The organism is Aeromonas sp. 19NY04SH05-1 (assembly GCF_040581895.1).
Taxonomy (GTDB): domain Bacteria; phylum Pseudomonadota; class Gammaproteobacteria; order Enterobacterales; family Aeromonadaceae; genus Aeromonas; species Aeromonas enteropelogenes.
Genome location: NZ_CP095328.1, coordinates 2623699 through 2648735 on the forward strand (window position 1 = coordinate 2623699; position 25037 = coordinate 2648735).

General features: G+C 55.7%; 27 protein-coding genes, 1 tRNA gene and 1 pseudogene. 20 read left to right on the forward strand and 9 right to left on the reverse strand.

The window, feature by feature from the left end; genetic code table 11:
* Positions 1–286 precede the first annotated feature (286 nt).
* Genes MRK42_RS11985 through MRK42_RS11995 form a run of 3 tightly spaced genes read left to right on the forward strand, consistent with a single transcriptional unit; the run spans position 287 to position 2739 of the window.
* Positions 287–1225 (forward strand): LysR family transcriptional regulator, encoded by a 939-nt coding sequence (locus MRK42_RS11985; RefSeq protein ID WP_042028948.1) that lies wholly within the window; start codon positions 287–289, stop codon positions 1223–1225.
* Between the two features lie 54 nt (positions 1226–1279).
* On the forward strand, positions 1280–2299 hold the full coding sequence (locus MRK42_RS11990; RefSeq protein ID WP_061477272.1) for a response regulator: 1020 nt from the start codon (positions 1280–1282) through the stop codon (positions 2297–2299).
* An 8-nt stretch (positions 2300–2307) separates the two neighbouring features.
* Positions 2308–2739, forward strand: a complete 432-nt coding sequence (locus tag MRK42_RS11995) for a PAS domain-containing protein (protein ID WP_042071613.1) — start codon at positions 2308–2310, stop codon at positions 2737–2739.
* Between the two features lie 66 nt (positions 2740–2805).
* Here MRK42_RS11995 and ltaE read toward each other — a convergent pair whose 3' ends face one another.
* The 3 genes from ltaE to MRK42_RS12010 form a co-directional block, all read right to left on the reverse strand.
* Positions 2806–3822, reverse strand: coding sequence for a low-specificity L-threonine aldolase (ltaE, locus tag MRK42_RS12000; RefSeq protein WP_338610122.1), 1017 nt, complete (start codon positions 3820–3822; stop codon positions 2806–2808).
* Between the two features lie 100 nt (positions 3823–3922).
* Positions 3923–4624 carry an SDR family oxidoreductase gene (locus MRK42_RS12005; RefSeq protein WP_026456737.1) on the reverse strand — a complete coding sequence of 234 codons (702 nt, stop codon included), beginning with the start codon at positions 4622–4624 and terminating at the stop codon, positions 3923–3925.
* Positions 4625–4711: 87 nt separating this feature from the next.
* Positions 4712–5119 carry an XRE family transcriptional regulator gene (locus tag MRK42_RS12010; RefSeq protein ID WP_338610124.1) on the reverse strand — a complete coding sequence of 136 codons (408 nt, stop codon included), beginning with the start codon at positions 5117–5119 and terminating at the stop codon, positions 4712–4714.
* Between the two features lie 126 nt (positions 5120–5245).
* On the opposite strand from MRK42_RS12010, the gene MRK42_RS12015 reads away from it, so the two are divergent.
* Entirely contained in the window at positions 5246–6145 is a 900-nt protein-coding gene (locus tag MRK42_RS12015; protein ID WP_338610126.1) for an aldo/keto reductase family oxidoreductase, read from the forward strand.
* Between the two features lie 79 nt (positions 6146–6224).
* Here the strand turns inward: MRK42_RS12015 and MRK42_RS12020 are convergent, their stop codons facing one another.
* Together MRK42_RS12020 and MRK42_RS12025 are read right to left on the reverse strand one after the other, a co-directional pair.
* The gene (locus tag MRK42_RS12020) at positions 6225–6470 is read right to left on the reverse strand and encodes an RNA-binding protein (RefSeq protein WP_231555618.1); all 246 of its coding nucleotides are present in this window, start codon (positions 6468–6470) and stop codon (positions 6225–6227) included.
* A 249-nt stretch (positions 6471–6719) separates the two neighbouring features.
* Positions 6720–7262 carry a hypothetical protein gene (locus MRK42_RS12025; protein WP_026456733.1) on the reverse strand — a complete coding sequence of 181 codons (543 nt, stop codon included), beginning with the start codon at positions 7260–7262 and terminating at the stop codon, positions 6720–6722.
* 97 nt (positions 7263–7359) lie between these two features.
* On the opposite strand from MRK42_RS12025, the gene MRK42_RS12030 reads away from it, so the two are divergent.
* The 15 genes from MRK42_RS12030 (at position 7360) to MRK42_RS12100 (ending at position 21395) form a co-directional block, all read left to right on the forward strand.
* Complete coding sequence (locus tag MRK42_RS12030; RefSeq protein ID WP_061477270.1) at positions 7360–8139, forward strand: amino acid ABC transporter ATP-binding protein; 780 nt, start codon at positions 7360–7362, stop codon at positions 8137–8139.
* On the forward strand, positions 8132–8929 hold the full coding sequence (locus MRK42_RS12035) for an amino acid ABC transporter permease (RefSeq protein WP_268854225.1): 798 nt from the start codon (positions 8132–8134) through the stop codon (positions 8927–8929). Before MRK42_RS12030 ends, MRK42_RS12035 begins: the two co-directional genes overlap by 8 nt.
* A gap of 2 nt (positions 8930–8931) precedes the next feature.
* Positions 8932–9756, forward strand: coding sequence for a transporter substrate-binding domain-containing protein (locus tag MRK42_RS12040; RefSeq protein WP_338610132.1), 825 nt, complete (start codon positions 8932–8934; stop codon positions 9754–9756).
* Complete coding sequence (locus tag MRK42_RS12045) at positions 9729–10637, forward strand: amino acid ABC transporter permease (RefSeq protein ID WP_354688266.1); 909 nt, start codon at positions 9729–9731, stop codon at positions 10635–10637. Before MRK42_RS12040 ends, MRK42_RS12045 begins: the two co-directional genes overlap by 28 nt.
* Complete coding sequence (gene mepA / locus MRK42_RS12050; protein ID WP_042071635.1) at positions 10631–11371, forward strand: penicillin-insensitive murein endopeptidase; 741 nt, start codon at positions 10631–10633, stop codon at positions 11369–11371. The genes MRK42_RS12045 and mepA overlap by 7 nt, the downstream gene beginning before the upstream one ends.
* Before the next feature lie 78 nt (positions 11372–11449).
* Positions 11450–12055 (forward strand): LemA family protein, encoded by a 606-nt coding sequence (locus MRK42_RS12055; protein ID WP_338612477.1) that lies wholly within the window; start codon positions 11450–11452, stop codon positions 12053–12055.
* On the forward strand, positions 12052–12801 hold the full coding sequence (locus tag MRK42_RS12060) for a TPM domain-containing protein (protein ID WP_338610136.1): 750 nt from the start codon (positions 12052–12054) through the stop codon (positions 12799–12801). Before MRK42_RS12055 ends, MRK42_RS12060 begins: the two co-directional genes overlap by 4 nt.
* Positions 12802–12822: 21 nt before the next feature.
* Positions 12823–13440, forward strand: coding sequence for a TPM domain-containing protein (locus MRK42_RS12065; RefSeq protein ID WP_042071642.1), 618 nt, complete (start codon positions 12823–12825; stop codon positions 13438–13440).
* Between the two features lie 177 nt (positions 13441–13617).
* A tRNA-Ser gene (locus tag MRK42_RS12070) sits at positions 13618–13705 on the forward strand.
* An 83-nt stretch (positions 13706–13788) separates the two neighbouring features.
* Positions 13789–15096 carry a site-specific integrase gene (locus MRK42_RS12075; RefSeq protein ID WP_223953347.1) on the forward strand — a complete coding sequence of 436 codons (1308 nt, stop codon included), beginning with the start codon at positions 13789–13791 and terminating at the stop codon, positions 15094–15096.
* Positions 15097–15712: 616 nt separating this feature from the next.
* Positions 15713–16849: an ISAs1 family transposase gene (locus tag MRK42_RS12080; RefSeq protein WP_024943479.1), complete on the forward strand. Its 1137-nt coding sequence runs from the start codon at positions 15713–15715 to the stop codon at positions 16847–16849.
* A 224-nt stretch (positions 16850–17073) separates the two neighbouring features.
* Complete coding sequence (locus tag MRK42_RS12085) at positions 17074–18270, forward strand: tyrosine-type recombinase/integrase (RefSeq protein ID WP_234568594.1); 1197 nt, start codon at positions 17074–17076, stop codon at positions 18268–18270.
* A gap of 137 nt (positions 18271–18407) precedes the next feature.
* Positions 18408–19370 (forward strand): site-specific integrase, encoded by a 963-nt coding sequence (locus MRK42_RS12090; protein ID WP_052816466.1) that lies wholly within the window; start codon positions 18408–18410, stop codon positions 19368–19370.
* A gap of 536 nt (positions 19371–19906) precedes the next feature.
* Entirely contained in the window at positions 19907–20164 is a 258-nt protein-coding gene (locus MRK42_RS12095) for a hypothetical protein (protein WP_016351021.1), read from the forward strand.
* Between the two features lie 220 nt (positions 20165–20384).
* Complete coding sequence (locus tag MRK42_RS12100) at positions 20385–21395, forward strand: AAA family ATPase (RefSeq protein WP_265784154.1); 1011 nt, start codon at positions 20385–20387, stop codon at positions 21393–21395.
* A gap of 533 nt (positions 21396–21928) precedes the next feature.
* Here the strand turns inward: MRK42_RS12100 and istB are convergent.
* The 4 genes and pseudogenes from istB to MRK42_RS12120 all read right to left on the reverse strand — a co-directional run.
* Positions 21929–22267 (reverse strand): annotated as a pseudogene (gene istB, locus MRK42_RS12105) (IS21-like element ISAs29 family helper ATPase IstB); the annotation flags it as partial.
* A gap of 235 nt (positions 22268–22502) precedes the next feature.
* Positions 22503–23189, reverse strand: coding sequence for a substrate-binding domain-containing protein (locus tag MRK42_RS12110; RefSeq protein WP_354689052.1), 687 nt, complete (start codon positions 23187–23189; stop codon positions 22503–22505).
* A 24-nt stretch (positions 23190–23213) separates the two neighbouring features.
* The gene (locus tag MRK42_RS12115) at positions 23214–24161 is read right to left on the reverse strand and encodes an IS30-like element ISAs2 family transposase (RefSeq protein ID WP_019706001.1); all 948 of its coding nucleotides are present in this window, start codon (positions 24159–24161) and stop codon (positions 23214–23216) included.
* A 43-nt stretch (positions 24162–24204) separates the two neighbouring features.
* The gene (locus MRK42_RS12120) at positions 24205–24591 is read right to left on the reverse strand and encodes a hypothetical protein (RefSeq protein WP_354688267.1); all 387 of its coding nucleotides are present in this window, start codon (positions 24589–24591) and stop codon (positions 24205–24207) included.
* A gap of 192 nt (positions 24592–24783) precedes the next feature.
* Here MRK42_RS12120 and MRK42_RS12125 point away from each other — a divergent pair, with 192 nt between their 5' ends.
* Positions 24784–25011 carry a hypothetical protein gene (locus MRK42_RS12125; protein ID WP_043133670.1) on the forward strand — a complete coding sequence of 76 codons (228 nt, stop codon included), beginning with the start codon at positions 24784–24786 and terminating at the stop codon, positions 25009–25011.
* Positions 25012–25037: the final 26 nt, after the last annotated feature.

Genomic DNA, 25037 nt, shown 5'->3' on the forward strand with positions numbered 1-25037 from the left:
GGCGTTCATAAATCCATCACCTTAGAACAGATGCTCACGGTGTTGAGTGCCATCAAGATCCCGTGCAGGTGCGAATACCAGCGACGTTGAAACCAGACACCTCCTCGCTGTCCCGGTTAAACGAGTGGATAAAATTGTCTCGAACAAGTCCGCATGCGGGTGCAGCACTGTTATAAAAGAGGTTTCAGCAGAAATAGAACCCAGATCAATTAAACGCTGAATTGCGCTTGCCAAGGGCAAAGGCTCTTTCTATGGTGACCCCCTTGTTACACCCAGAACAGCGTTTATGAAACACATCGAAGAGTTCTACCTGTTCGTCAAGGTGGTGCAAGAAGGGGGATTTTCCCACGCGGCAGCCGCACTGGACATGCCAACAGGCACCATCAGTCGACGCATCTCCCAACTGGAAGAGCACCTTGGTTACCCCCTGCTCCATCGCTCTACCCGCAAGCTTCGCCTCACTGACGAAGGGCTCAGGTACTATGAACGCCTGTGCACTCCCCTCGCCCAGATCGAGCAGGCCACCAGCGAGATCCAGGGCAAGGAGGAGGAGATCACCGGCCAGATCCGGGTGGCGGCCCCCGTGGCCATCTCCAATACCATACTGGTCGACATGCTGGCCGAATTCGGGCTGCGTTACCCCGAGGTGCAGTTCGAGATCACCCAGACCAATGATCACCAGCACCTGTTCGACAACGATCGGGATCTGGTGTTCTTCAACGGCGAACTGCCCCAATCCTTGCCCAACGCCCTCTGCCTCGGTCATATCGAGTACGGCCTGTTTGCCTCCCCCCTCTATCTGGCCAAGAAGGGCACCCCCGCCCATCCCAACCAGCTGGAAGAGCACGATCTCATCTACTGCTGGCCCCACCAGCATTGGCAGTTGACCGACAAGGATGGCCAGCACGTTTGCATCAAGCGTCCGGCCAGGTTGACGGTCAACCAGACCCAGGCAGCCGTCAGGGCGGCCAGACGGCATCTTGGGATCGTCAATGCCCCGCTACACTACGTTGCCAGTTTTCTCCACGATGAGCAGTTGGTGCCGGTACTGCCCGACTGGCAAACCGGCAACCGGCCCCTCTACATGCTGCACTGCCAACATCAGTTCGCCCCGCTGCGTGTTAACATGTTTGCAGAATTTGTTGAAAAATACTCGGCACGCTATCGCAACCGGCAGTGGGACAATCAATTTTCACAGGCAAATGCCCTCCCCCATTGCATCTGAGCGTTAGCGGGCAACACTAATAGCAATACTTGCCAACAGAGCCTGCCACGCACCATGAATGTATTGATATGTGATGACTCGGGGTTTGCCCGCAAACAGCTGGCGCGGGCACTCCCCGCCGACTGGAACGTCAACCTGCACTACGCCGCTAACGGTCTTGAAGGGATAGAGCAGGTATTGATGGGACATGGAGATCTCATCTTCCTCGATCTCACCATGCCGGAGATGGATGGCTATGGCGTGCTGGAGACCCTTCAACGGGAGGGGCTTCGCAGCAAGGTGATCGTGGTCTCCGGTGATATCCAGCCCGAAGCCTACCAGAAGGTCATGGGTCTGGGTGCCCTCGATTTCATCAAAAAGCCCGCATCACCGGACACCCTGTGCGCCCTGCTCAAGCAACATGGCTTCTGGCATAGCGCCCCCAGCGGTCAGCCCGTCGCAACAACACAGCCCGAGAGCGAGCTGGCCGATGCCGGCGTCAAGATCACCCCGGAGATCCGCGACGTCTATCAGGAGCTCGCCAACGTCTCCATGGGCCAGGCCGCCGATCTGCTGGCCCGGCTGCTCAACGCCTTCGTGGTGCTGCCCATTCCCAACGTCAACGTGCTGGAAGTCTCCGAGCTGCACATGGCCCTGTCGGCCGCGGCCGATTCGGATACTCTCTCCGCCGTCTGCCAGGGCTTTATCGGGGCCGGGATCGCCGGTGAAGCCCTGCTCCTGTTCCACGACTCCAGCTTCAAGGATTTGGCGCGTCTGATGAATCACCAGGGTGCGCTGGATCGCACCGCCGAGCTGGAGCTGCTGATGGACACTGCCAACGTGCTGATCGGCGCCTTTTTACGCGGTTACGCCAGCCAGCTCGATACCCCCTTCAGCCAGGGCCACCCCGTGGTACTCGGCCAGCACAGGCCCATCAACGAGCTCATCAACACCAACAAGAGCCGCTGGCGCCGCACCCTGGCCATCGAGATCAACTACCGGATCCAGGACTACGCGGTGCAGTGTGATCTGCTGCTGCTGTTTACCGAAGATTCCATCGCCACCATGAACAACAAAATCATGCACATGCTCTAGGAGTGACTATGGAGATCCGTGAATTTCATTGGCTGATGAACATAGTCCAGAACCTGGACGTCGGCCTGGTAGTGCTCGACAAGGAGTACAAGGTACAGGTGTGGAACGGCTTTATGGAGAGCCACAGCGGCCGGTTGGCGGGCGAAGTGCGCGATGGCGTGTTGTTCGACCTCTTCCCCGATGTGGACAGAGCCTGGTTCGAGCGCAAGGCCAACATGGTGTTCAAGCTCAACAACCGGGCCTTCAGCACCTGGGAGCAGAAGCCCTATCTGCTGCGCTTCTCCAACTACCGCCCCATCACGGGCTCGGCCCCCCACATGTTCCAGAACCTGACCCTGGTACCGCTGGCGGATTTTGGCGGCCAGGTGACCCATATCGCCGTGATGATCTACGACGCCACCGACGAAGCCATGTTGATGACAGGGCAGCGCCAGGGCTGATGCCACCTCAATCGACATACAAAACAATCAGGGCGCCGCGGCGCCCTGATTGTTTATCCATGTTTCTCACGCCCCCAGATATTCGGTAAAGGCGTCGATCACCTCTTCGATATCGTCATCATTGATCTGCAGATGGGTCACCAACCGCAGCTCGCCATAGCCGGAGAAGAGGATCCCCCGCTCCTTCATAAAGGCAAGGAGCGTCTGGGACTCCCCGTTTTTGAGGCGCAGGAACACCATGTTGCTCTGCACCTGGGCAAGATCCAGTTCGATACCGGGCAAGACGGCCAGCCCTTCGGCCAGACGACGGGCACGGCGGTGATCGTCAGCCAGCCGGTGCACATGCTGCTCCAGGACGAACAGGCCGGCCTGAGCCAGGATCCCCGCCTGGCGCATGCCGCCCCCCAGCATCTTGCGCAGCCGTCTGGCGCGGGCGATAAACGCCTGCTCTCCGACCAGCAAGGAGCCCACCGGCGCCCCCAGCCCCTTGGAGAGGCAGATCGAAATGCTGTCAAACGGCGCGGCCAGCGTGTCGACCTGGGTTTCGCTGGCGATGGCGGCATTGAACAGGCGGGCTCCGTCCAGATGGAGCTTCAATCCCCGCTCGGCGCCGAAGGCGCCCACCTGCTGCAAATAGGAAAGCGGCAAGACCTTGCCATTGTGGGTATTTTCGAGACAGATGAGCCGGGTCTGGACAAAATGGGCATCGTCGGGTGCCAGCGCCCCCTCGATATCCGCCAGCGCCAGGGTACCATCCGGCTGCATAGGCAGAGGTTGCAACGCGACCGACCCCAGCACGGCGCTCCCCTGAGCCTCGTAACGATAGATATGGGCTGCGCTCCCCAAGATGGCCCCTTCGCCGCGCTGGCAGTGGCTCATCACCGCCAGCAGGTTGGACATGGTGCCAGAGGGCACAAACAGCGCCGCCTGCTTGCCCAGCAAACGGGCACCATAGGCCTCCAGTGCATTGACGCTCGGATCCTCACCATAGACATCATCGCCAACGTCGGCATGAAGCATGACCTGGCGCATGGCGTCGGTGGGCTGGGTAACCGTATCACTTCGTAAATCGATATAGCGCATGAGATCCCTCCTAGGCAGAGGGATGACGGTAGCCATGCCACCCCTCCTTGGCAAGGGTGACATGATCATATTGTGAAGCGCATGGAGGTCTGCCGCACCGCTACCAAGGCAGCGGCTGCCCATCGAGATCGATCAGCTGGCCGGACTGGCTCAACGCAAGTTTATCGATAAGATCCAGCAACTTGCCCGCCACCTCGGCAGGGGCTTGCAGCGATGTGTCTGGCAGCTCGTCCAGGAAGGGGTTGTTCATCGGGGAGTCCATCAGGCCGGGGGCCACGGCGATCACCCCGGCCTGCGGGAAGCGTCTTGCCCACTCCAGTGCCAGGTTCTTCACCCCCATGTCGAGGGCCGCCTTGCTCATCCGGTAGCTGTAGCGCGCCCCCTGTTCGTTGGCACCGATGGAGCCTGCGATATCGGAGATGGCGCAGAGCCACAATGGATGTTGCGGGTTCATGATACGGCTGAAATGGGCCGCCAGGGCCAGGGTCGGCCAGGCATTGGCCAGCAGGCTGTCACACAGCCATTTGGGATGAACCTGCTCCACCCGCTGCTCCGGCATGAAATCGAGACCATGCAGCAAGCCAATGGTGTTGATGACCACCCGGGGGAGCGGCTCGGTGTCATAGAGGGTAAAGAGGGCGTTGAACGAAAGCTCGTCCACTTCCAGCATGGGGAAGCAGGCCCCGGGGTCGATCCCGGCCGGGCAGCTGCGACCCGCCAGCAGAAAGGATTCCCCCCTGTTCATCAGCTCTCTTGCCAGCGCAGAGCCCAGCGCACCACTCCCGAGGATCAAGTAACTCATTGCCCGTTCCCTGGACCGTTCACTTGCTTAGAGCGTATCAGAATAATCAGACCGTGGTGACCCGACTAAATGGTAATACGCGCGCCGTCAGGCCTCCCCCAGATGGCGGCCAAACTCCCGCGCCAGCGCCAGATCGAGAAAACCGTCCGCCTTTTTATGGGTACGTAAAAACTGGTAGTAGGCGAGCAGGGTCACCAGCGCCTCCTCGTCGGGCAAGATGAGCCCGCTGCGCTGCTCCTGGAGCAGCAGCTGCGCCGCCCCCAAGGCTTCCCTGTCCACCACCTCCGCCTGACGGTAGAGGTATCCGCACCCGGTGGCCAGCCACTCCAGCGAACAGTTGGCCCCCATCGCTATCTGGTTGGCCCGCGCCAGCCCGGGTTCGGCCCCTTTCAGGTATTTGCGGATCAGCGCCTCGCTCAACCCTACCTTGCGGGCAAAGGCGCTCACGCTCATCTCCCCAATCAGACTCTGCAACCGTTCGGCAAACCCTTCCACCTGAGCTATCCCCCTGTCAGAACCAAAGTTCGAATCTTGCCCGGCGCCATTATTGCTTTGTCCCTCTCATCAGGCCAAGATGCCGGCAGCCCCTTTTTTACTTCCTGTTTTGCCAAGGAGTCATGCATGTCTGTATCCCGCGTTGCCCTGCATCCGCAAGGCCCCACTTTCTCACGCCTCATCATGGGTTACTGGCGCCTGATGGAGTGGCAGCTCTCCCCCACCGCCCTGCTCGATCTGATGAAATACCATCTGGATCTGGGGGTGAGCACCATAGATCACGCCGACATCTACGGCGGCTACCAGTGCGAGGCGGCCTTCGGCGAGGCCCTGCGCCTTGAGCCTTCCTTGCGCGATCGGATGGAAATCGTCAGCAAGTGCGGCATCGCCCTCACTGCCAACCCTGAGCACGCTCTCAATCATTACAACACCGGCAAGGGGCACATCATCGCCAGCGCCGAGGCCTCGCTGCAAAAGCTCGGCACCGACCATCTGGATCTGCTGCTGATCCACCGCCCTGATCCCCTGATGAACGCAGACGAAGTGGCGGATGCCTTTATCACCCTCAAACAGGCGGGCAAGATCAAGCATGCCGGGGTCTCCAACTTCACCGCCCGCCAGTTCGAACTGCTGCAATCCCGTCTGCCCTTCCCGCTGGTCACCAACCAGCTGGAGATCTCGCCGCTCCATCAGGAGGGAACGCTGGATGGCTCTCTGGATCAGTGCCAGCAGCTCGGGATCAAGCCGATGGCCTGGTCCTGCCTCGGTGGCGGCCGACTGTTCAGTGATCCGGCCTGCGAGGGTCTGCGGGGCGAGCTCGAGCAGATCCGCCAGGAGGTGGGCGCCCAGACCATCGAGCAGGTGGTCTACGCCTGGGTGATGATGCTGCCAAGCCAGCCGTTGCCGCTGATAGGCTCCGGCAAGCGGGAACGGATTGCCGCCGCCGTGGCCTCGGAGTCCATCACCCTCAACCGCCAGCAGTGGTTCCGCATTCGCAAGGCGGCGCTGGGCTACGACGTGCCCTGAGTGGGCAGACCGCCGCCAACTAGCGCAGAAACAAAAACGGCATGGGAGATCTCATGCCGTTTTGCGTTATTGAAACACCTTAGCGATGGCGTTGCTGCGGCCGACGAGGGGCATCTGTCTTCGGCTTGGCCTGGTTGACTGTGATGGTACGGCCAGCGACTTCGGTGCCGTGCAGGTCGGCGATGGCCTTCTCGGCCTCTCCGTTGACCGGCATTTCAATAAAGCCAAACCCCTTTGACTGGCCGGTATCGCGGTCGATGATGATATCAACCTTGTCGACCTGCCCAAACTGGCTGAACAGGGTCTTCAGTTCGTCGGCCGTCATCCGGTACGACAGATTACCTACGTAAATCTTCATGCCATCCACTCTCGATTCAAGGTGCCTTCTCTATGCAATTCCCGGCATAACGGTAAGGGCACAACCCCTATGCCGGACCTGCCAGGGCTTCATGCCATGGCCTTCCCCGCACAGTGGCCCAAGTGATTGATCTCTTGGGCGAACATGCAGACAAGATCAATTCGAGTCACTGGCAGTATCCGAGCTTTGTCCGGGATTGTCGAGAAAATAGTCGATTCAGCCCGGCTGCAGCGTCGCCAGTTGTCGGGCCAAAGCGCGCCGGCCGTGCCATGCGCGTTTGAACCCGAAACGGTAGACACCTGGGCTCACCAGATGGAGCGACTCCTGCCTGAGATCCAGCAGCGCCATGGCCTCGGCCAGCTCCTGCTCGCTCAACTGCAGATCCAGACTGAAGTCGAGCCACTGGCCATCATGGCCGACCCGCCGCTCCCGCTCGAAGGCCACCAGCCGATCGCGAGGCAGCGCCAGCGCCTTGTCCTTCGGGCCGTTGAGCAGATAGAGATGAGCGTCGTCCCAGCCCAGTTCCGCCATGCGCCAGGGCTGCCAGCTGCGGGGCAGCGACACCATGAGGCCCGTGATGCCGCCAAAGATCAGTCCCACCCAGTGGATCAGGGCCATGGCCTCCCGGCCATACCACACAGAGGCTGCCACCACGCCCCAGCTCACCAGCCACAGCAACAGGATAACGAGGCGATAACGGGCCACCGGCGGCATCAAGAGGTGTAGACCCGGCGAGGCCAGCAAGGATGTAATACGCATGAGAGACTCCTGCCATCGAAAAATGGCGCCATTGTGAACAGCCATCAGGGTGCTGACAAGGGGGTTTTCTTTGTCATGTCCCCACAAAATCAATACCATGGCATCAACGACTCTCAATGGAACCGATTCATTGACCAGCACGCCCCCTTGCGTCCGTTTTTGTGGCGTCAACAAACGCTATGGCGATTTTCAGGCCCTCCACCAGATCGATCTCACCATAGAACGGGGTGAGAAGTGGGTGATCTGCGGCCCGTCTGGCTCTGGAAAATCCACCCTGATCCGCACCATCAACGGCCTGGAGGGGATCGACGGCGGCCAGCTGTTCCTGTTTGGCGAGCCCGTTACCCCCGCCTATTTGCGCCGGCTGCAAGGACGGGTCGGCATGGTGTTCCAGCAGTTCAACCTCTTTCCCCACATGACGGTGCTGGAAAACCTGATGGTGGCGCCGGTGCACACCCTGGGGCTACGCCCGGCGGAGGCCAAGGCGCGGGCCCTGACGCTGCTGGAGCGGGTGCGCATCCAGGCCCAGGCCGACAAGTATCCCCAGCAGCTCTCGGGCGGCCAGCAGCAGCGGGTAGCCATTGCCCGCTCCCTCTGCATGCAGCCCGAGCTGATGCTGTTTGACGAACCCACTTCGGCCCTCGACCCCGAGATGATCCGCGAGGTGCTGGACGTGATCCGCGAGCTGGCGGACGAGGGGATGACGCTGGTTTGCGTCACCCACGAGATGGGCTTTGCCCGCCAGGTGGCGGATCGGGTGCTCTTCATGGACGAGGGCCGGATCATCGAATCCGCCCCGCCGGCGCAGCTCTTTGGCGCCCCCTCCCACCCGCGCACCCGGGCCTTTCTCGAACAGGTGCTGAGCTACCATGGCTAGCGCACGCCGCCTCTCCCCGCTCGGCTGGCTGCTCGGCACCCTGGCCCTGCTCCTGCTGCTTGGCTGGGCCCTCTACAGCGGTGCCCGCCAGATGGGGTATGAGTGGCAATGGCCGCGGGTGTTGCCATTTCTCGGGGAGTGGGATGAGGGAGAATTCTATGCCGGCCCGCTGCTAAATGGTCTGCTGGTCACCCTGCAGGTAGCCCTGCTCAGCCTGGTGGGTACCCTGGTCGTCGGTCTCTGCGTGGCGAGCCTGCGCCTGCTCCCCTCGCGCTTGGGCCCCTGGCTCGCCCTCGCCTATCTCGCGCTGGTGCGCACCACGCCGCAATTGGTGCAACTCTATATTCTCTACTTCCTGCTGGGCCCCATGCTGGGGCTGGCGCCACTGGCCTGCGCCGTGCTGAGCCTCTCTCTCTATCAGGGCGCCTTTACCGCCGAAGTGTTGCGAGCGGGCGTGCTGGCCATACCCAGGGGGCAATGGGAGGCCGCGCACGCCCTCGGCCTACCCAGAGCCGTGACCCTGCGCAAAGTGATCCTACCACAGCTCATGACCATCATATTGCCGCCGCTCACCAACGAGCTGGTGTCGCTCATCAAGCACTCGGCCCTGGTGAGCGTCATCGCCATCTTCGACCTTACCAACGAGGGACGCACCCTGGTGGCCGACACCTTTCTCACCTTCGAGGTGTGGTTTACTGTGGCCGCCCTCTACCTGCTGTTGACGCTGACCCTGTCAGCCTGTTCGCGGGCTCTGGCCCGCCATCTTGCTCCGGACCAACAAGGACGTTAACCATGACACCATTCATCAAAACCGCCCTGTCAGGCGCAGCCCTGCTGCTGACCACCACTCTGTTTGCCCCCGCCCTGGCCGACACCCAGCCCTCCGCCACCCAGGCCCAGATCGAGCAAAGCGGCACCCTGCGAGTCGGCATGTCCACCTTCGCCCCCTGGGCGATGCGGGACAAACAGGGAGCCCTGATCGGTTTCGAGATTGACGTGGCCCGTCGCCTCGCCACCGACCACGGCTGGCAGGTGGAGTTCGTCCCCACCGCCTGGGATGGCATCATCCCCTCCCTGCTGGCGAAAAAATATGACGTCATCATCGGCGGCCTCACCATCACCCCGGAGCGGGAGAAGAGCGTGCGCTTCACCCACCCTTACGCCCACTCCGGCGTTCAGCTGGCCGCCTCAACATCCATGGCAAGCGAAAAGAAAACCCTGGCCGACTTCAACCAGCGCGGGGTGATCCTGGCGGTGCGCCGTGGCGCCTCGCCAGTACAGGTGGCCAAGGTCAACTTTCCCAAGGCAACCCTGCGCCAGTTCGATGACGAGTCCCAGGTGTTTCAGGAGGTGCTGAACGGCCGCGCCCACGGCGCACTCTCCTCCTCCCCCAAACCGGAGCAGGAGGCACTGCGCCACCCCGATGCCCTCTTCATGCCCTTCGCCACCCCGCTGGCGCAGGGGAGCGAAGGCTTTGCCCTGCGTAAAGAGGACGAGGCCCTGGCCGAGCAGTTCAACGAGTGGATCGACGCCCGCCAGGCCGATGGCTGGCTCAACGCGCGCCACAACTACTGGTTCAAGTCGCTGGCATGGGAAGCGCAGGTCGCCAACCCCTGATGCTGACGAAGATAAGAGGGGCCATTCGCCACGTCGGCTGGCTGGATGGGGCGATTGTCGTGCTCTTGCTGCTGACGGCGGCCTGGCTCGCCAGCCGCGTCCATATCGGGGTAGCCTACCAGTGGCACTGGTATCAGGCCTTCGAGCTGCTGTTCACCCGCGGCCCGCACGGTGAGCTGCCCTATTTTTTCAGCGGCCTGCTCACCACCTTGCGCATCGCCCTGTTTGGCATGCTGCTGGCGCTGCTGCTCGGCACCGCTCTCGGCCTTGCCACCTTCAGCCGCCGCCCCTGGCTGGTGCTGCCGGCCACCCTGTTTGTCCAGCTTGTCCGCAACCTGCCGCCGCTGGTGTTTATCTTCATCTTCTACTTTTTCATCGCCAACCAGCTATTGCCGGCAAGCGGCCTCTCACGCTGGCCCGGCAGCGCGGCCATCGCACCCTGGCAGGAGGCGCTATTCGGCCCGCCGGCACGCTGGGAGAATCTCATCTCCGGTACCCTGTGCGTCGGGATGATCAGCGCCGCCTTCGTCGCCGAGATAGTACGGGCCGGCCTCGCTGCCGTGCCAACGGGGCAATGGGAGGCTGCCCAGAGCCTTGGCCTCTCCCCCTGGGTGCGGCTGCGCCGGGTGATCCTGCCCCAGGCCCTGCTGCTGATGCTGCCGCCCCTCACCGGCCAGCTCATCGCCCTGGTGAAGGATACCGCCATCGTCTCCCTCATCTCGGTGCAGGAACTCACCTTTGTCGGCACCGAGATGGCCAACTCGAGCGGACTGGTTTACGAGATCTGGCTGCTGGTAGCGGCGGCCTATTTATTGATATGTTTGAGTCTGTTCGCACTCCTCAGCCGACTCGAAGCAAGACAAGGAGCACACAGATGCTGACGTCCCTGTTACTGGCTACTGCCCTGCACGCCGAGGCAATCGGTGGTTATGCCGCTGGCTGCCTGAAAAACGGCATGGCCCTGCCGCTGGAGGGGCCTGGTTATCAGGTGATCCGTACCAAGCGACTGCGCTACTACGGCCACCCCGACCTTATCCATTACCTGCAGACGCTGGCCAACCAGAGCCGCATGGCCGGCCTGCCGGATCTCTATATCGCCGATCTGGCGATGGCCCATGGCGGCCCCTTCACCTCGGGCCATCGCAGCCACCAGACCGGCCTCGATGCCGATATCTGGTTTCGCATGGCCAACCGCCCCATCAGCAAGTGGGAGCAAGATGCCCCCAAGGAGTGGGCGCTCATCGACGAACCCAGCTACAAGATGCTGCCGGGTCGCTTTGGCCCGCAGCAGCTGACCCTGCTGCGCCTGGCCGCCAGCAAACCCGAGGTGGCGCGCATCTTCGTCAACCCGGTGATCAAGTCGGCCGTCTGCCAGCAGGCGGGCCATGAGCCCTGGGTGGCCAAACTGCGCCCCTGGGTGGGCCATTTCAGCCACTTCCATGTGCGCCTGCGCTGCCCTGCCGCCAGCCCGGATTGCCAGCCCCAGCCCCCTATTCCCCCCGGCAATGGCTGCGGGGAGGAGCTCGCCTCCTGGCTCAAGGACAAGCCGCAACTGCCCAGGGTATCCGGCATCAACAAGATGCCGGTCTTGCCCGCCCGCTGCAGTCGCGGATAGTCACCCCAGCGTGTCGTCGCGGATTGTCGCCACTGACCCCGAGCTGTTATGGTGAACCGATATTTGCCAGCCATTTCAATGGAGAACAACAAGATGAGCCTATCTCTCTGGCGCAGGGCCACCCGGTCCCTGCTGACCCTGACCCTGCTGCTGGGTCTGACCGGTTGCGGCATGAATACCATTCCGACTCTGGATGAGCAGGTCAAGGCGAGCTGGGGACAGGTGGAGAACCAGTACCAGCGCCGCGCCGATCTGGTCCCCAACCTGGTGGCTACCGTCAAGGGGTATGCCACCCACGAGCAGGAGACCCTCAAGGCGGTCACCGACGCCCGTGCCCGGGTTGGCAGCCTGCAGGTGAGCGATCCGGCCCAGCTCAAGGAGTTCGAGGCGGCACAAAACCAGCTCTCCAGCGCCCTCTCCCGCCTGATGGTGGTGGTCGAGCGTTATCCTGATCTCAAGGCGGATCAGCAGTTCCTCACCCTGCAGGCCCAACTGGAAGGCACCGAAAACCGCATCTCGGTGGCCCGCCGCGACTACATAGAGGCGGTGCGCCAGTTCAACACCGAGATCCGCACCTTCCCCGGGGTGATCTGGCACAAGCTGCTCTACTCGGATCTGGCAGCCAAACCCAGCTTCAGCGCCAAGCCCGGTGCCGATGAGGCGCCCAAGGTGAGCTTCCAATGACCATGATGCTGCGCATCCTGCTGCCCTGCCTGCTGCTCTGGACCACAGCGCTACAGGCGGCTCCCGACTTTCCGCCCCTGAGCGGGCGGGTGGTGGACGAGGCGAGCCTGATGTCCCGCAAGCAGGCCCACCAGCTGACCCAGCAACTGGCCGCGTTTGAAAAACGCAGCGGCGTACAGCTGGTGGTGGTCTCCATCGACAGTTTGCAAGGGGAGACCATCGAGGAGTACGGCTACCAGCTGGGACGCCACTGGGGCATCGGCCAGAAAGGCAAAGACAACGGTGTCCTGCTGCTTATCGCCCAGGATGAGCGCAAGGTGCGGATCGAGGTGGGTTACGGCCTGGAAGGGGCCCTGCCCGATGCCATCGCCGCCAACATCATCCAGACCCGGATCCTGCCCGCCTTCAAGCGGGGCGACATGGTAGCCGGCATCATGGCGGGCAGCCAGGGCATCATGCTGGCGCTGGCCGGTGACTATCAGCCAGTAGAGACCCAACAGCAAGATAGCGGCAAGGGGCCCGGGCTGTTCATTCTGATGGTGATTGCGATGATCGTGATCCATAACCTGCGCGGTGGGGGCGGCGGAGGTGGCTCGGGCCGCCGTCGCCGCTCGGCCTACCTAGCCGGGGGACTGGGGGCCGGCTCCTTTGGCGGTCGCTCCGGCGGAGGCTTTAGCGGCGGAGGCGGTGGCTTCAGCGGTGGCGGTGGTAGTTTTGGTGGCGGTGGCGCCTCCGGTGGTTGGTAACAGGGATTAAGAGACGACAAGATGATTTCCAAACAGTTTTATCACACGCTTCAGGCCAGGGTCAGACAGGCAGAGCAGGACACGGACGCCGAACTGGTGACCGTGCTGGCCCCGGCCAGCGATGGATATCGCTATATTCCCACCCTCTGGGCGGCCCTGCTGGCCATGCTCACCCCGCTGCTGGTGTTCCAGCTCGGCTTCTGGCTCGGCTGGTACGAGATCCTGCTGGTCCAGTGGTCGGTCTGGCTGCTGCTGAGCCTCCTGTTTCACTGGACCCCCATCAAGATGCGGCTGATCCCCAAACGAGTACGCCTGCACCGGGCCGCCCTGATGGCACGACTGCAGTTTGTCGAACAGGGACTGCATCGCACCCGCGACCGGCTTGGCGTGCTGATCTTCGTCTCGGCCGCCGAGCACTACGTGGAGATCCTGGTGGATGACGGCATCGCCCAGCACATCGACAACGCCCAGTGGCAGGAGATCATCGATGACTTCGTAACACGGGTGCGCAACAAGGAGATCGAGCAGGGCTTTCTGGAGTGCATCGAGCGCACCAGCGCCATCCTGAGCGATGCCTTCCCCGCCACCCGGGATCAGAACGAGCTACCTGACAGCCTGATCATCCTGGACAAGCCCTGAGCCGGTGTAAAAAAACGGCATTCTGCTCAATGGTTAGGCGCTCGATAAAGATTATGAAAAATAAGGGGAAAAGTGGTTGACCGAGACAGCCCTTTCCCCTACATTACGCCCCGTTCCAGCGTAACAGCGCAGCGAACACCGTGTTGGCTGAACACGTTAAACCACAGACCAAAATTTGGTGAGGTGTCCGAGTGGCTGAAGGAGCACGCCTGGAAAGTGTGTATACGGCAACGTATCGAGGGTTCGAATCCCTCCCTCACCGCCAAATATAACCCGTTGAATTTCAACGGGTTTTTTCATTTCTAGACTTACGTGATTTTTTTCCTGGATCAACTGGGTGGAACAATCATGTATCTGAGTAAAAATGCCTCCGGCACCTACTACACTCGTCTCCCGCTGCCTAAGTCATTACGTGACCGTGGCTTGCCCTTCGCTATCCGTACTTCCCTTTGCACCAAAGATCGTCAGCTCGCCGTAGACCGAAACCTGGCTGTGGCAGCTCGCACTCGCGCACTGATCGCGGCTACCCCTGCGGATACTGCTCCCCGCAGCTTCTATCGCTGGATCCGCGCCGATCTAGACGCGTTCAAAGCAGCGGGGTTCATCCCTCCTCAAACACCTTCCACACCTCGTGAACCTTCTGTTGATGCCCCAGCTTGCCCCAGCAGTGGGATCATGCTCACCCACGCATTGGCGAGATTCATCGAGACTAAAACCAGTGAGGGGATCCAGCATAGGTCGGTGGGCCAGCTCCAACTTCGGATCAACGCCTTCGTCACCTGGGCCAAAGGGGTTAAAGTCGATGAGGTGACGCCCGCTCTGGCGCAGGAGTACCGCAACAGCTTGCTGCGCAAGACCAACCTCAGTTTCAAAACCAAAGGAGATTACCTCGCCGCCCTGAAACAGTTCTTCCGTTGGTGCGTGGCGCTGGACTATTGCAGCCGTAACCCTTTTGATGGGTTGACGGCAGGCAAGAAGCCGCACAAACGGGCGGATGAGGAGCGAGTGCGCTGGCATCGCCCTCAACTGGCTCAGCTGTTTGCCAGCCTGCGCAGCAAACAATCCCAGAAAGGCAAAAAATTGAGAGTTCAAGACTGGTGGGTGCCCCTGCTGTGCCTGTATGCCGGGCTGCGACCCTCTGAGGCCTGTCAGCTCAAAACTCTGAACGTCAAACAGGTCGAGGGGATTTGGTGTCTGATGGTTGATGCGGGAGAGGTGGATCAGCAGCTCAAGAGTGCCAATGCGTACCGTACCGTGCCGCTACATAGTGCGTTGATCGGACATCAATTCCTGGACTATGTGGAGAGTCGTCGCGGTCAGGGGCAGGTATTTTTGTTCGACGACAAACCATCAGGCAAAGACGACGACTGGGCGCATAACATCACCTGTCGCTTCCAACGCCACCTCAATGAGGCTGGCATCGTAGGTCAGGGCCGTCCCACGCTTTACGGGCTGCGGCATACCTTCATCGATGAGTTACAGCAGGCGGATGTCGCTGAGCATGTTGTAGCCGAACTTGCGGGACACAGTAAAAACGGCCTGACGTTTGGCCGCTATGGCAAACGTGTGAACATTAGGCTGCTGAATGAGAAAATCCAATCCCTTCCTACCGACCTGATACCCCACCACCTGCTGTCAGGGGGAAAATCACCGTAAAGATGACGCATATTTTTTGGGTAACAGGGCTGTCTCCCCCCCATGAAAAAACCAATATGAGGCATTTCTCGGCGGTTTAATGGGGCGGGCATGGCCCTATCTTCATGATTTATAATGATTTTAAGCACATTGGAAAATATTTAAAAAACCTAATAAAAATATGTTGACATTTCTTTTTCTTTGTGGGTTATTTTCATTGACGAGTGGTCCTCAATCGTTGTAGTATGCTGATAAAGCTGCTAACAAGGACATAACAACGACAGTAAACACGAAGGATCGAAACGAAATGAATATGGCGTAGAACACACCGACACGTTTATCTCGTTCAAACAAGGGTTATCACCCCTTCAGATTTAAAAAATACCACCAATATCACAGCTATCTTCGATACGCTGAACGGGTTTTTATTACCCAAATTCGGGTGAAGTGAATAACACATGGTATTTGCTTGATGCAATGTTGAGTAAAAATCTGACGGGAACATTTGATTATATCGATTAAATGACATCAGCTATCGCTAACAGGGCAAGATCGCGAACGTTTTTTAAGCAGGGCACGAGGATTTGACCGACCGAACAGGGTGTGATCTTATACTCTCTTTTACGGGAGTTTCGTCATGAACCATCAAGCGGCATTTACCCAATTCTTCTCCGAACTTGAAGACCCTCGTCAGACAACCAAAATCGCGTACCCCTTCTTCGATGTGGTTTTTCTCACCGTCTGTGCTGCTATTGGTGGAGCTCAAGGTTGGGAAGATATCGAGCTTTTCGGCGAGGCACATCTGGAATGGTTTCAGCGTAATGGATTGTTTCATAACGGATTACCTGTTCACGACACCATAGCCAGGATCATCTCCCGTATTCAACCGGAGCAATTCCAGAACGCCTTCGTCCGCTGGATGCAAGCAACATCAGAACGTACCGATGGTGAGCTGATTGCCATTGACGGCAAGACCTTACGCAGCTCTTACGACCGAGACAGTCGTCAGTCTACCATTCATATGGTCAGTGCCTTTGCCGCTGAGAATCGTCTGGTGCTCGGGCAAGTCAAAACAGATGAGAAATCTAACGAAATCACCGCCATTCCTGAATTACTGGCACTCCTCGATATAAAAGGCTGCCTGGTATCCATCGATGCCATGGGCTGCCAGACTGGAATAGCCTCAACCATAGTCAAGGGCGGTGGCGACTACTTGCTGGCGGTAAAAGGTAACCAGCCCACACTGCATAATGCAGTACGCGCAGCTCTGGCCGAGTCGACCAAGAAGCCGCTGAGTGAAGAAACGCTCAGTGTCGAGAAAGAGCACGGTCGCATCGATGGCCGCGAGTACCATGTGTTACCAGCCGGAGCACTATCAGAGCAATTTCCAGAGTGGAAATCGCTGAAGACTGTCGGTGTCGCAATATCCTATCGAATTGAAAATATGGAAAAATTTTCGATGGAGTATCGCTACTACATCAGCTCGGCTGAACTGACACCAGAGCAGTTTGCTTCAGCGGTACGAGGGCACTGGGCAATTGAAAATAGCCTGCACTGGGTTCTGGATGTCGTGATGAATGAGGATGCCTGCCAGATATATCGAGGTGATGCCCCTCAAATATTGGCCTGTGCACGACACATGGCGCAAAACATGCTGCGAGCCGAAACCAGCCGTAAGGCAAGCTTGCGGAAGAAGCAGCAATTTGCGGGCATGAGCAGCCCATATCTGGAAAAGGTATTGGATTCAGGGCTGGCTGAATTGAAGTCAATTTAACAATATGTTCACGCTCTCGCCCTGCTATCGCTAATGTATACTTGGCATTTGACAAATTAACAGGATTTTGAGGTGAAACTTATCTGTTTATAGCGTCACAGAGTAATTTATATCGCTGTTTTTAGGTGCACTATTACCCTCTCGGTATCGATGCGTGAGCATCACGTTTTGCTATTGCTGTTTTTGTAATTGAAGGAGTATTTATAACTGTAATGAGGGTAATTATGAACAAACAAACCAATAAAAGGACCGTTCAAAAACAAAAAACTAAACACAACACTGTGCGTTCAGTCATTGTTGATGAGCATTCACTGGCGGCAGCCATTCGTCAGCACCTGGAAATCAAAAAATACCAGTATGCGCAGACAACCTATGACATTTCGAAGCGTAAAGCAGAACAGTTGATAAAATGGATTGGTGATAAACCGCTGACGTCATATCGTGCGAGTGACATTGAACTACTCGTAGTGAAATTTTGCAACAAAAAATATAAAGGAAATACCATTAACCAATATTTGGATATATTGAGACAAGTCTTTGCACGAGCTGTCAGCGATGGTGTTATTCATACCAGTCCAATGGATGGCATTAAAAAATGTAAATTTGAGGTGGACGAACCTGATCCATTTTATCAATACGAAATTAAGGCATTTCTCGCCCTGAAAAGCACCCATTTGCTGGAGGTGTCACTCATCCAACTCGGTATCTCTACGGGTCTGCGCATCAGTGAGTTAATGGCGGTCAGTGCGGAGGCGGTCAATCTCGACAAGCAGACCTTATTGGTTGACCTTGCGTTGGTTGATGGGCAGTACAAAACGCCCAAAACCAGGGGATCTATTCGCACGATAGAGCTGTCAGAACAGGCTGTTGGATCTCTCAAAACCTTGATGAGGCTAGCGGAGCATCGTAAGGCTAAGAAGATTACGGTCACGAGGTCGGACAATCGCACTCAGATGAGTGAACAACGCACCCTGCTGGCTTACTACAACGCCAAAAGGCGCAGTTATGCCTCGGTTGATGAGTTCCGTGAGCGGTTTTTCAGGCCGTTCTGTCAGGCTGCTGGGGTGCGTTATCGGGGGCCATCTCAATTTCGGCACACCTATGCAAGCCAACTGCTCTCGGCGGGGATCAGCATCGAGTGGATAGCCCGTCAGATGGGGCACACCGGTACAGAAATGGTGGTACGCCATTATGGCAAGTGGTTGATGGAGGACGCCCCTGATTATAGGGGTAGGGCTGACACGGTATTTAATGCCTGTATGGCTGGTCAGCAGGCTCAAGTTACTGTGCCGAGCTGTAATCAAAAAACTGAAGATAAAAACACAGAAAGCGAATTCGATGTCGACGCATTACTGGCAACTCCTGCTGTCATGCAGAGATTGATGAGTGTTTTAATGCAGCGAATTTCTGTGGCGCAGTAAATCACTGTCTACATCACGCATTCAGCATTAATTTAAAACTAAATCGCACCTTTAATAAAGGGATCCACGTCGTGGGTGGGGAAATCCTGCCCACTATCTAAAGAAGGCGTTATTCAAGCGCTCTGGGAGATGACCGAATGGCTACACAGGCAACGGAAAAGGAATATGAAAGACTGGCAAAAAATCATTATGAAATCCTAAAGGAAAAGGGCCTTAATATCACAGCAAAAAACATTGCGGATGAATTGTTGGCTCGCGCTTCAAAATGCAGTCCTGGCTATTGGCGAAAACTGCGCTGTGCACTGGTATATCATCAACAATTGTTGAATTTTCCCGACGCGGCCGAGCGAATTCAGGCCCTGAGTAGGCCAGATATACCGGTTAAGGCAAAACAAAAAAGAGTTAAAAAGGTCGATAATGATGATCTCGTTGCACTGATTCAGTATTTTAAGGCGCGTAATGACAGCGCTATGTTGGCGGCCATATTGTTGTTTATGCGCGCGGGGATAAGACCTGCTGAACTAGCCACCATAACTGCGCAGGGTAATCGGCTCACCGTTATCGGAGCCAAAAAAAGTCATGATGGCAAACGTGGTGCAGATAGGGTCTTACAGTTTGACACGATTTCGCCAGAGAAATTGCAACTCATGGTGACCGAGGCAAAGAAAGCAAAAATTGGCTCATTGCAGGACAAGCTGCGTGCGGCGGGCAAAAACCTCTGGCCGGCGCGAAAATCGCTGCCGACCTTTTACAGCTGGCGCCATCAGATGGGCTCTGAGCTCAAAGCGTCTGGGCTCGACCGGCAGCGCATTGCCTACATCATGGGTCATCAGGCAACGTCTTCTGTGGACAAATACGGCAATCGTAAATCCGCTAATGGTAACGTGTTACCCACTTGCCCAGCGGATGCTGACCTGAGCCATATCAGGACAACGCACGCCGAGCTTTCTGTGGATAACAAAACTCATCGCCAGGTAGCTACACCCACAACAGTGGCTGAGCCTTCGCCGAGCGCAGATTCAACTGCCCCAACAACGCCGAGAGGCATGGCGGCATTCATCAATCGGCATCGCGATGCCGATGACGACTTATCCCGATAAGGGAGCGGCTACAGGGGGACAGCCTTGCTGCTATCACTGCATGGCAAATCCCCCTGGGGCGCAACCGTAAGAACGCCTTCGTCGCAACCGTAAGAACGCAGAGCCAACACAGCGTAAGAACGCGGGGTAAAACATTCTTACGAACGTAAGAATGTGGGTGTGTCGAGGTTACGAGACCGGAACCCCCGTAGGTTGCGCAGCGACCGGAGTGGGGTGGAGAACCCATTTTTATGGAGGGTATGAAGCGATTAATATGGCATGACAAAGGAGCCGAATATAGGGGTCAAGGTGGAGTCTGACGAGGCACGAGGAGGAACTACCTTGATGCCTATATATCGGTGACGGTCATCCATATTGATGGCGAAATACCAGACATAAAAAATGTTTAGATGATTATTTGTTATTACACAAAACGCAGCCATAACATCGCTTGGTGCTGATCAATCGAGGGCGTTTACATCACAACCAGTATCTAACCAGCAGAATTTATGACAGCCGAAAAGGCACCATATTGTTTAACAACATAGAGGAAATAGATGAAAATTCTAAACGAAATTTTGGCAATCATTTCAGAACACCCGCGCACCGGATCTAGCAGGGTGCTGGCTGCTGCGTTGGCATCGGCATGTAACACTCAATACACAGTGTCATTGCTCGATGTGTCTGTGAGGCTCGATGAAAGTGGCAGGCGGCTGGTTGAGCGCCTTGCTCGGATCACTCTGGAAGCCGATTATTCGAACGATGCACAGGATCGGGCGCTCCAACGCCTTCGGGCGCTCGGGCTCATTTGCTGATCGAGGACAGACGACCAATGCCACCATTGTTGGTGGCATTTTTATACCTGATTATCCATGCCCTTCATACTGATAGCGCAATATCAGACATAAAAACACTGTATCTGCAACAACACGGGGTAGTTAATTATACATATACGCATGATTAGCTTATGCATATATGTAAACGATGAGACATATCAACATAGTACTAAGTCACCACAATAATATAGGTATGTTTATGAATAATGAAAAACATTATAATTTCAGTCCTGCTGCTGGATTAATTTCCAGCCAGCAACGCCCTAATTGGGTGGTGGATAATCTGATTGAAAAAGGCGAACAGTGGATTATTAATGGCTCGCCCAAAACGGGTAAATCGATGCTTGCAACGCAGTTGGGCTTGGCTGTAGCCAGCGGTAGTGTATTTTTAAATTGGGAAATTAAAAGGCCAGCGCTCGTATTGTATATGGATTTTGAGGTCAATGACAGATTGTTTTGGCAGCGGTACTACACCATGTCGGCACAGACCAACTTGGGAGATGCAAAAAACATTAAAACATTCTTGCGGTGCGGCGATTATAAATCGACTGATGTATTAGATCCTATGGCATCACAGGCAATAATAGATATTGTCAACGACATTCAACCGGATTTGATCATCTGGGATGTCCTCGCTCGGATGCATAATGCAGAGGAAAACAACAATGGCGAAATGGGTCAGGTGATGCGAGCCATTCGAAAAATCAGCGGCTCAGCTGCACACATCATCGTTCATCACGCCAGAAAGGCTTCGCCTAATGCAGGTGGGGTTAACGCTGGCGTAATGAGCATGCGGGGAGCTTCTTCGATTCATGGTGAGGCCGATGGTGTCATCTCACTGGGGACGCGAGAGGGTCAGGGCGCTCGCTACAACCTGACGTTCAGTGCGAGGGCGGTTGAAACACCTGACGAAATACTCCTTAATCGTATTGGGCTGACATTAGTCAGTGCCATCGGGGAGGAGCGCGACAGGCTGATGGATGGGCTGCTGGAGGCACTGGAAGGCCAGGAGGCGATTTCTGCCACCACATTGACCGAGAGGTTTTGCCAGTATTTCTCTGTAAAAGAACGGCAGGCAAAAAATTACATAAAAAAATGTGTCGATAATGGTTGGGTGACAAGGGTGGCGACATCTGAACGGACTGAATATGTATTAACAGATGGCATTGCTATCACACATTTAGCAGATTCATCCACATCCGCCAATTAATTGGATGCAATGGTGCAATGAACTACATATATATAAGTATTGCATGTGATATATTGCACCCCCTTAACAATCCCCCGGCTCGATGAGGATAAATCTACTCTTATCCTCATCGGTTGACATCTCGAAAATAAGTAGGTATGAAAGCATCAAGTATTAATTTTAAAAAAATCTAACCCCCCCGTTTGTTTTCAAATAAAAAAGGAATTTTTTCATGAAAACAAAAAAACGGTTTTATTATTTTACTGGCTGGGATTGAACTTCACGCTGCCTCTTTTTCAGTGCACTCTCCTCCTTATCGCCATTTGTAAAAATGCGTCTCATCGGAAGCCGTCTTTACTTTCATAAATTCCACATAGAACTGCGTTCTATGTGAATATATGATCCAGAGTTTAGCAATGCAGGCCGGTCAATAAGAACTCATCTCAGTGTATTAACGGTCAACTCTGAGTTCGTTGCGTATTCCGGCGAAGTTGAACAGCCATTCCGGCCAACGTGAACACCCTGATCCTTAACGCGCTCACGTCATCTCGTTTCTAACTCGACTGTTCAGATTGGGTCAACTCACTTCTCCTCTTCCTCATCGATTCTCCCTTCAGTGACAGCCGGTGAGCGTTGTGCATCAGCCGGTCCAGGATCGCATCTGCCAGGGTGTTGTCACCCAAGCTCGCGTACCACTCTTCAGTTGGCAGCTGACTGACCACTATCGTCGAGTATTTCCCATACCGATCATCCATGATCTCCAGCAGTGCGTTGCGCTGTTCGGCATTCACCGCCTCCAGTCCCCAGTCATCCAGGATCAGCAGCTCTATCCTTGCCAGTTGACCCAACAGTCTGGCGTAACTGCCATCTACCTTGGCCTGGCTCAGCTCAAGGGAAAGTGCGAACAAGTATCCCAAGAACAAAAAATGAAAATTTTAGTCATTTAATATCAATGGGTTACCAGTAAATGCTCTCGTGCCATATGACTTATTCGCACCTTCCCTAAATCGCTTTATTATCGAGTTCGGTGATCGCCTGAACGGTCACCTGTAATGGAGTGGGCAGTTACACAGAATCATTTACAGGCTCAAGATTAAACCTACAATCTACATAATGTAGATTGTAGGTTTAATCATCCCTCCCTGTTCTAATTATCAGAGTTGGGTAATTCAACTTTAACTCATCTGTTATAGACTTTGTTTTAATGTTGTATGTAGTTACCAATATATGCCCGGTATCCAAAAACTTCACATCACCTTTCTCAATGATGTTATTTATCGCTGTTGTTACACCTACATATCCTATTCTGTAGGGACGTTGTACTACTAGTGCAGTGAATATGTTTTTATTTAGTCCATCGATCAATCTTTGACTGACATCAAAACCTATATTAACCATACTCTTGTTCGGGGTTAGTTGCTCTAATGCCAATAGGAGGCTTGACGATGTAGTCTCATTGGGTGTGAATATCCCATCTATTTCACCGGAATATTTAGATAGTATGTCTTTAGTATTTTTTCGGCCTTCTGCAACATTATCTCCAATATAGGGGGCATCGATTATGGTAAGACCTAAGTTTGTTGCTGCATCAATAAATCCTTTTTCTCTAAAATCCGTCGAGGAGACACCTTTTCTTACTCTTAGAACTACTATACGGCCACTCCAGCCCAGCCTCTCTGCCATGAATAAACCAGCCTCATAACCAGCATTATAGTTATTAGTGGCTACTAAGCTTGTAAGTTTAGTATTACCTACACTGCGATCAATGAATACTACTGGGATGCCAAGTTTATGTAGACGAGCTACATCGCGAATTCAACTTCGAAGTGCGACACTCGCCTATGCCGCCTGACGGTACTCTTCGAATACCTTGACAGGCTGCCTGAATCCGAGACATTTCCGAGGTCGTAGGTTGAGCCACTGCTCCGCTCTCCTGACATCCTCGTCCGTGACCTCTCTCAGGTCTGTTCCCTTTGGGATAAACTGCCTCAACAGCCCATTGCTGTTCTCGTTCAGACCGCGCTCCCACGAAGAGTAAGGGTGCGCAAAGTAAGTCTCGGCACCCAGCGCTTCCTCTATCGCCTTGTGTTCGGCAAACTCGCCGCCGTTGTCAAAGGTGATGGTATGCACCTGCTCGATGTAGGGCGTTAACATCTCGATTATCGCATCCCGCACCACCCCAGCCTGTTTGCTCGCGACCCGCTTGACCAGATAGAGCCGGCTCTTGCGCTCCACCAGGGTGACCAGTGCACCTGTGCCTTGCTTGCCCAGCACCGTGTCCGCCTCCCAATCACCGAGCCGCTCCCGGCTATCGACGATAGCCGGCCGTTCATCAATAGAGCGGGCTTCCTTGATGGGAGAACGCAGGCTGCTCGCCCCCTTGCGGTAGCGCTTGTGGCCCTGGCGCAGATGGCGGTACAACTGGCCACCCCGGGCTTTGTCGGCGGCCACATGGCGGTATATCCACTCGTGACTCACCATGAGGCCTATCTGCTTGCCCACCGCGCTTATCTGCTCCGGGCTCCACCACCAGGCGAGTGTCAGCTCGACAAACTGGATGACATCGGCAGATAGCCGAGATTTGGCCGCACTGGCCCGTCGGTGGGTGGCGTGCTGATGCGCATTGTCTGGCTGGTAGCCCTGCGGCCCGGCGTTACGACGCAGCTCCCGGTAGAGGGTGGAGCGATGAACGCCAATGGCGCGTGCGGTGGCAAGGATGGACATCCCCTGTGCGCGAAGCACCGATAACTGGTATCGTTGCCCCTCGGTCAACTGCTGATAGCTCATGGTGATACTGCTTTTACTTTGGCGAGCAGAAGGGTACCACCAATCAGCAGTTGGCCACCTCTCGCCATTCATCCATGAGTGTCGCACTTATTATCTGAATTCCCGCATCTTTATCATAATTAGCACTTGGTGCTAATACGAGAGCTTTACATCCAATTTCATCTGTCATGTTGACTATTCGCTGTTGCTCTTTTCCATCACTTGATGTTTTTGCACCTCGAAAGTAAATTGAATAACCATAATCACGACCAGCATCCTCTGCTCCGCGTTTAACCTGCACCCAAAACAGTTCTACTGCTCCACCGGGCACAACCTGAACACATGGTTTTCCTATTAATGGTACCGATATGTTGGTTAGACCAAGAAGCATGACAAAAAATAAAGGCATAAGCTTCACCATGATAGTTAAATTATTTTTATTGCTTTGCATTAAAAATAAAAATTAAAATCCATTGTTCCTAATGAAGTATATCTGTAGTTCTCTGTCAGCCAAGAATTTCGTACAGATTATGTTGAAATATGAGTGGTATATCTCAAATTAATACACTTCCCCAGAGGAGTAGCGATCAAGCCCCAAATGTAAGATCGCGATCCCCACTTTGCACCACGAATGAGGTGCTGAATGAGTCACCAGCTCACCTTCGCGGATTACGAATTCAATGGTAAACGCCGCAAAACCCGCGAAGTGATTCTTGACTCGCATAGAGGCAGTGCTCCCATGCTGGGGGTCAGCTACGAAGGAATGAGCACGCCCGAGCGTGAAGCCAAGATCCAAGCTCGCAAGGAAGAAGAAGAAATCAGGAAAGAGTTTCGGAGAGTTGCTGTTGTTGCTGTTTATGGTAGCGTTTAATTTTAAGCTTTGGAAAATCAACAAGA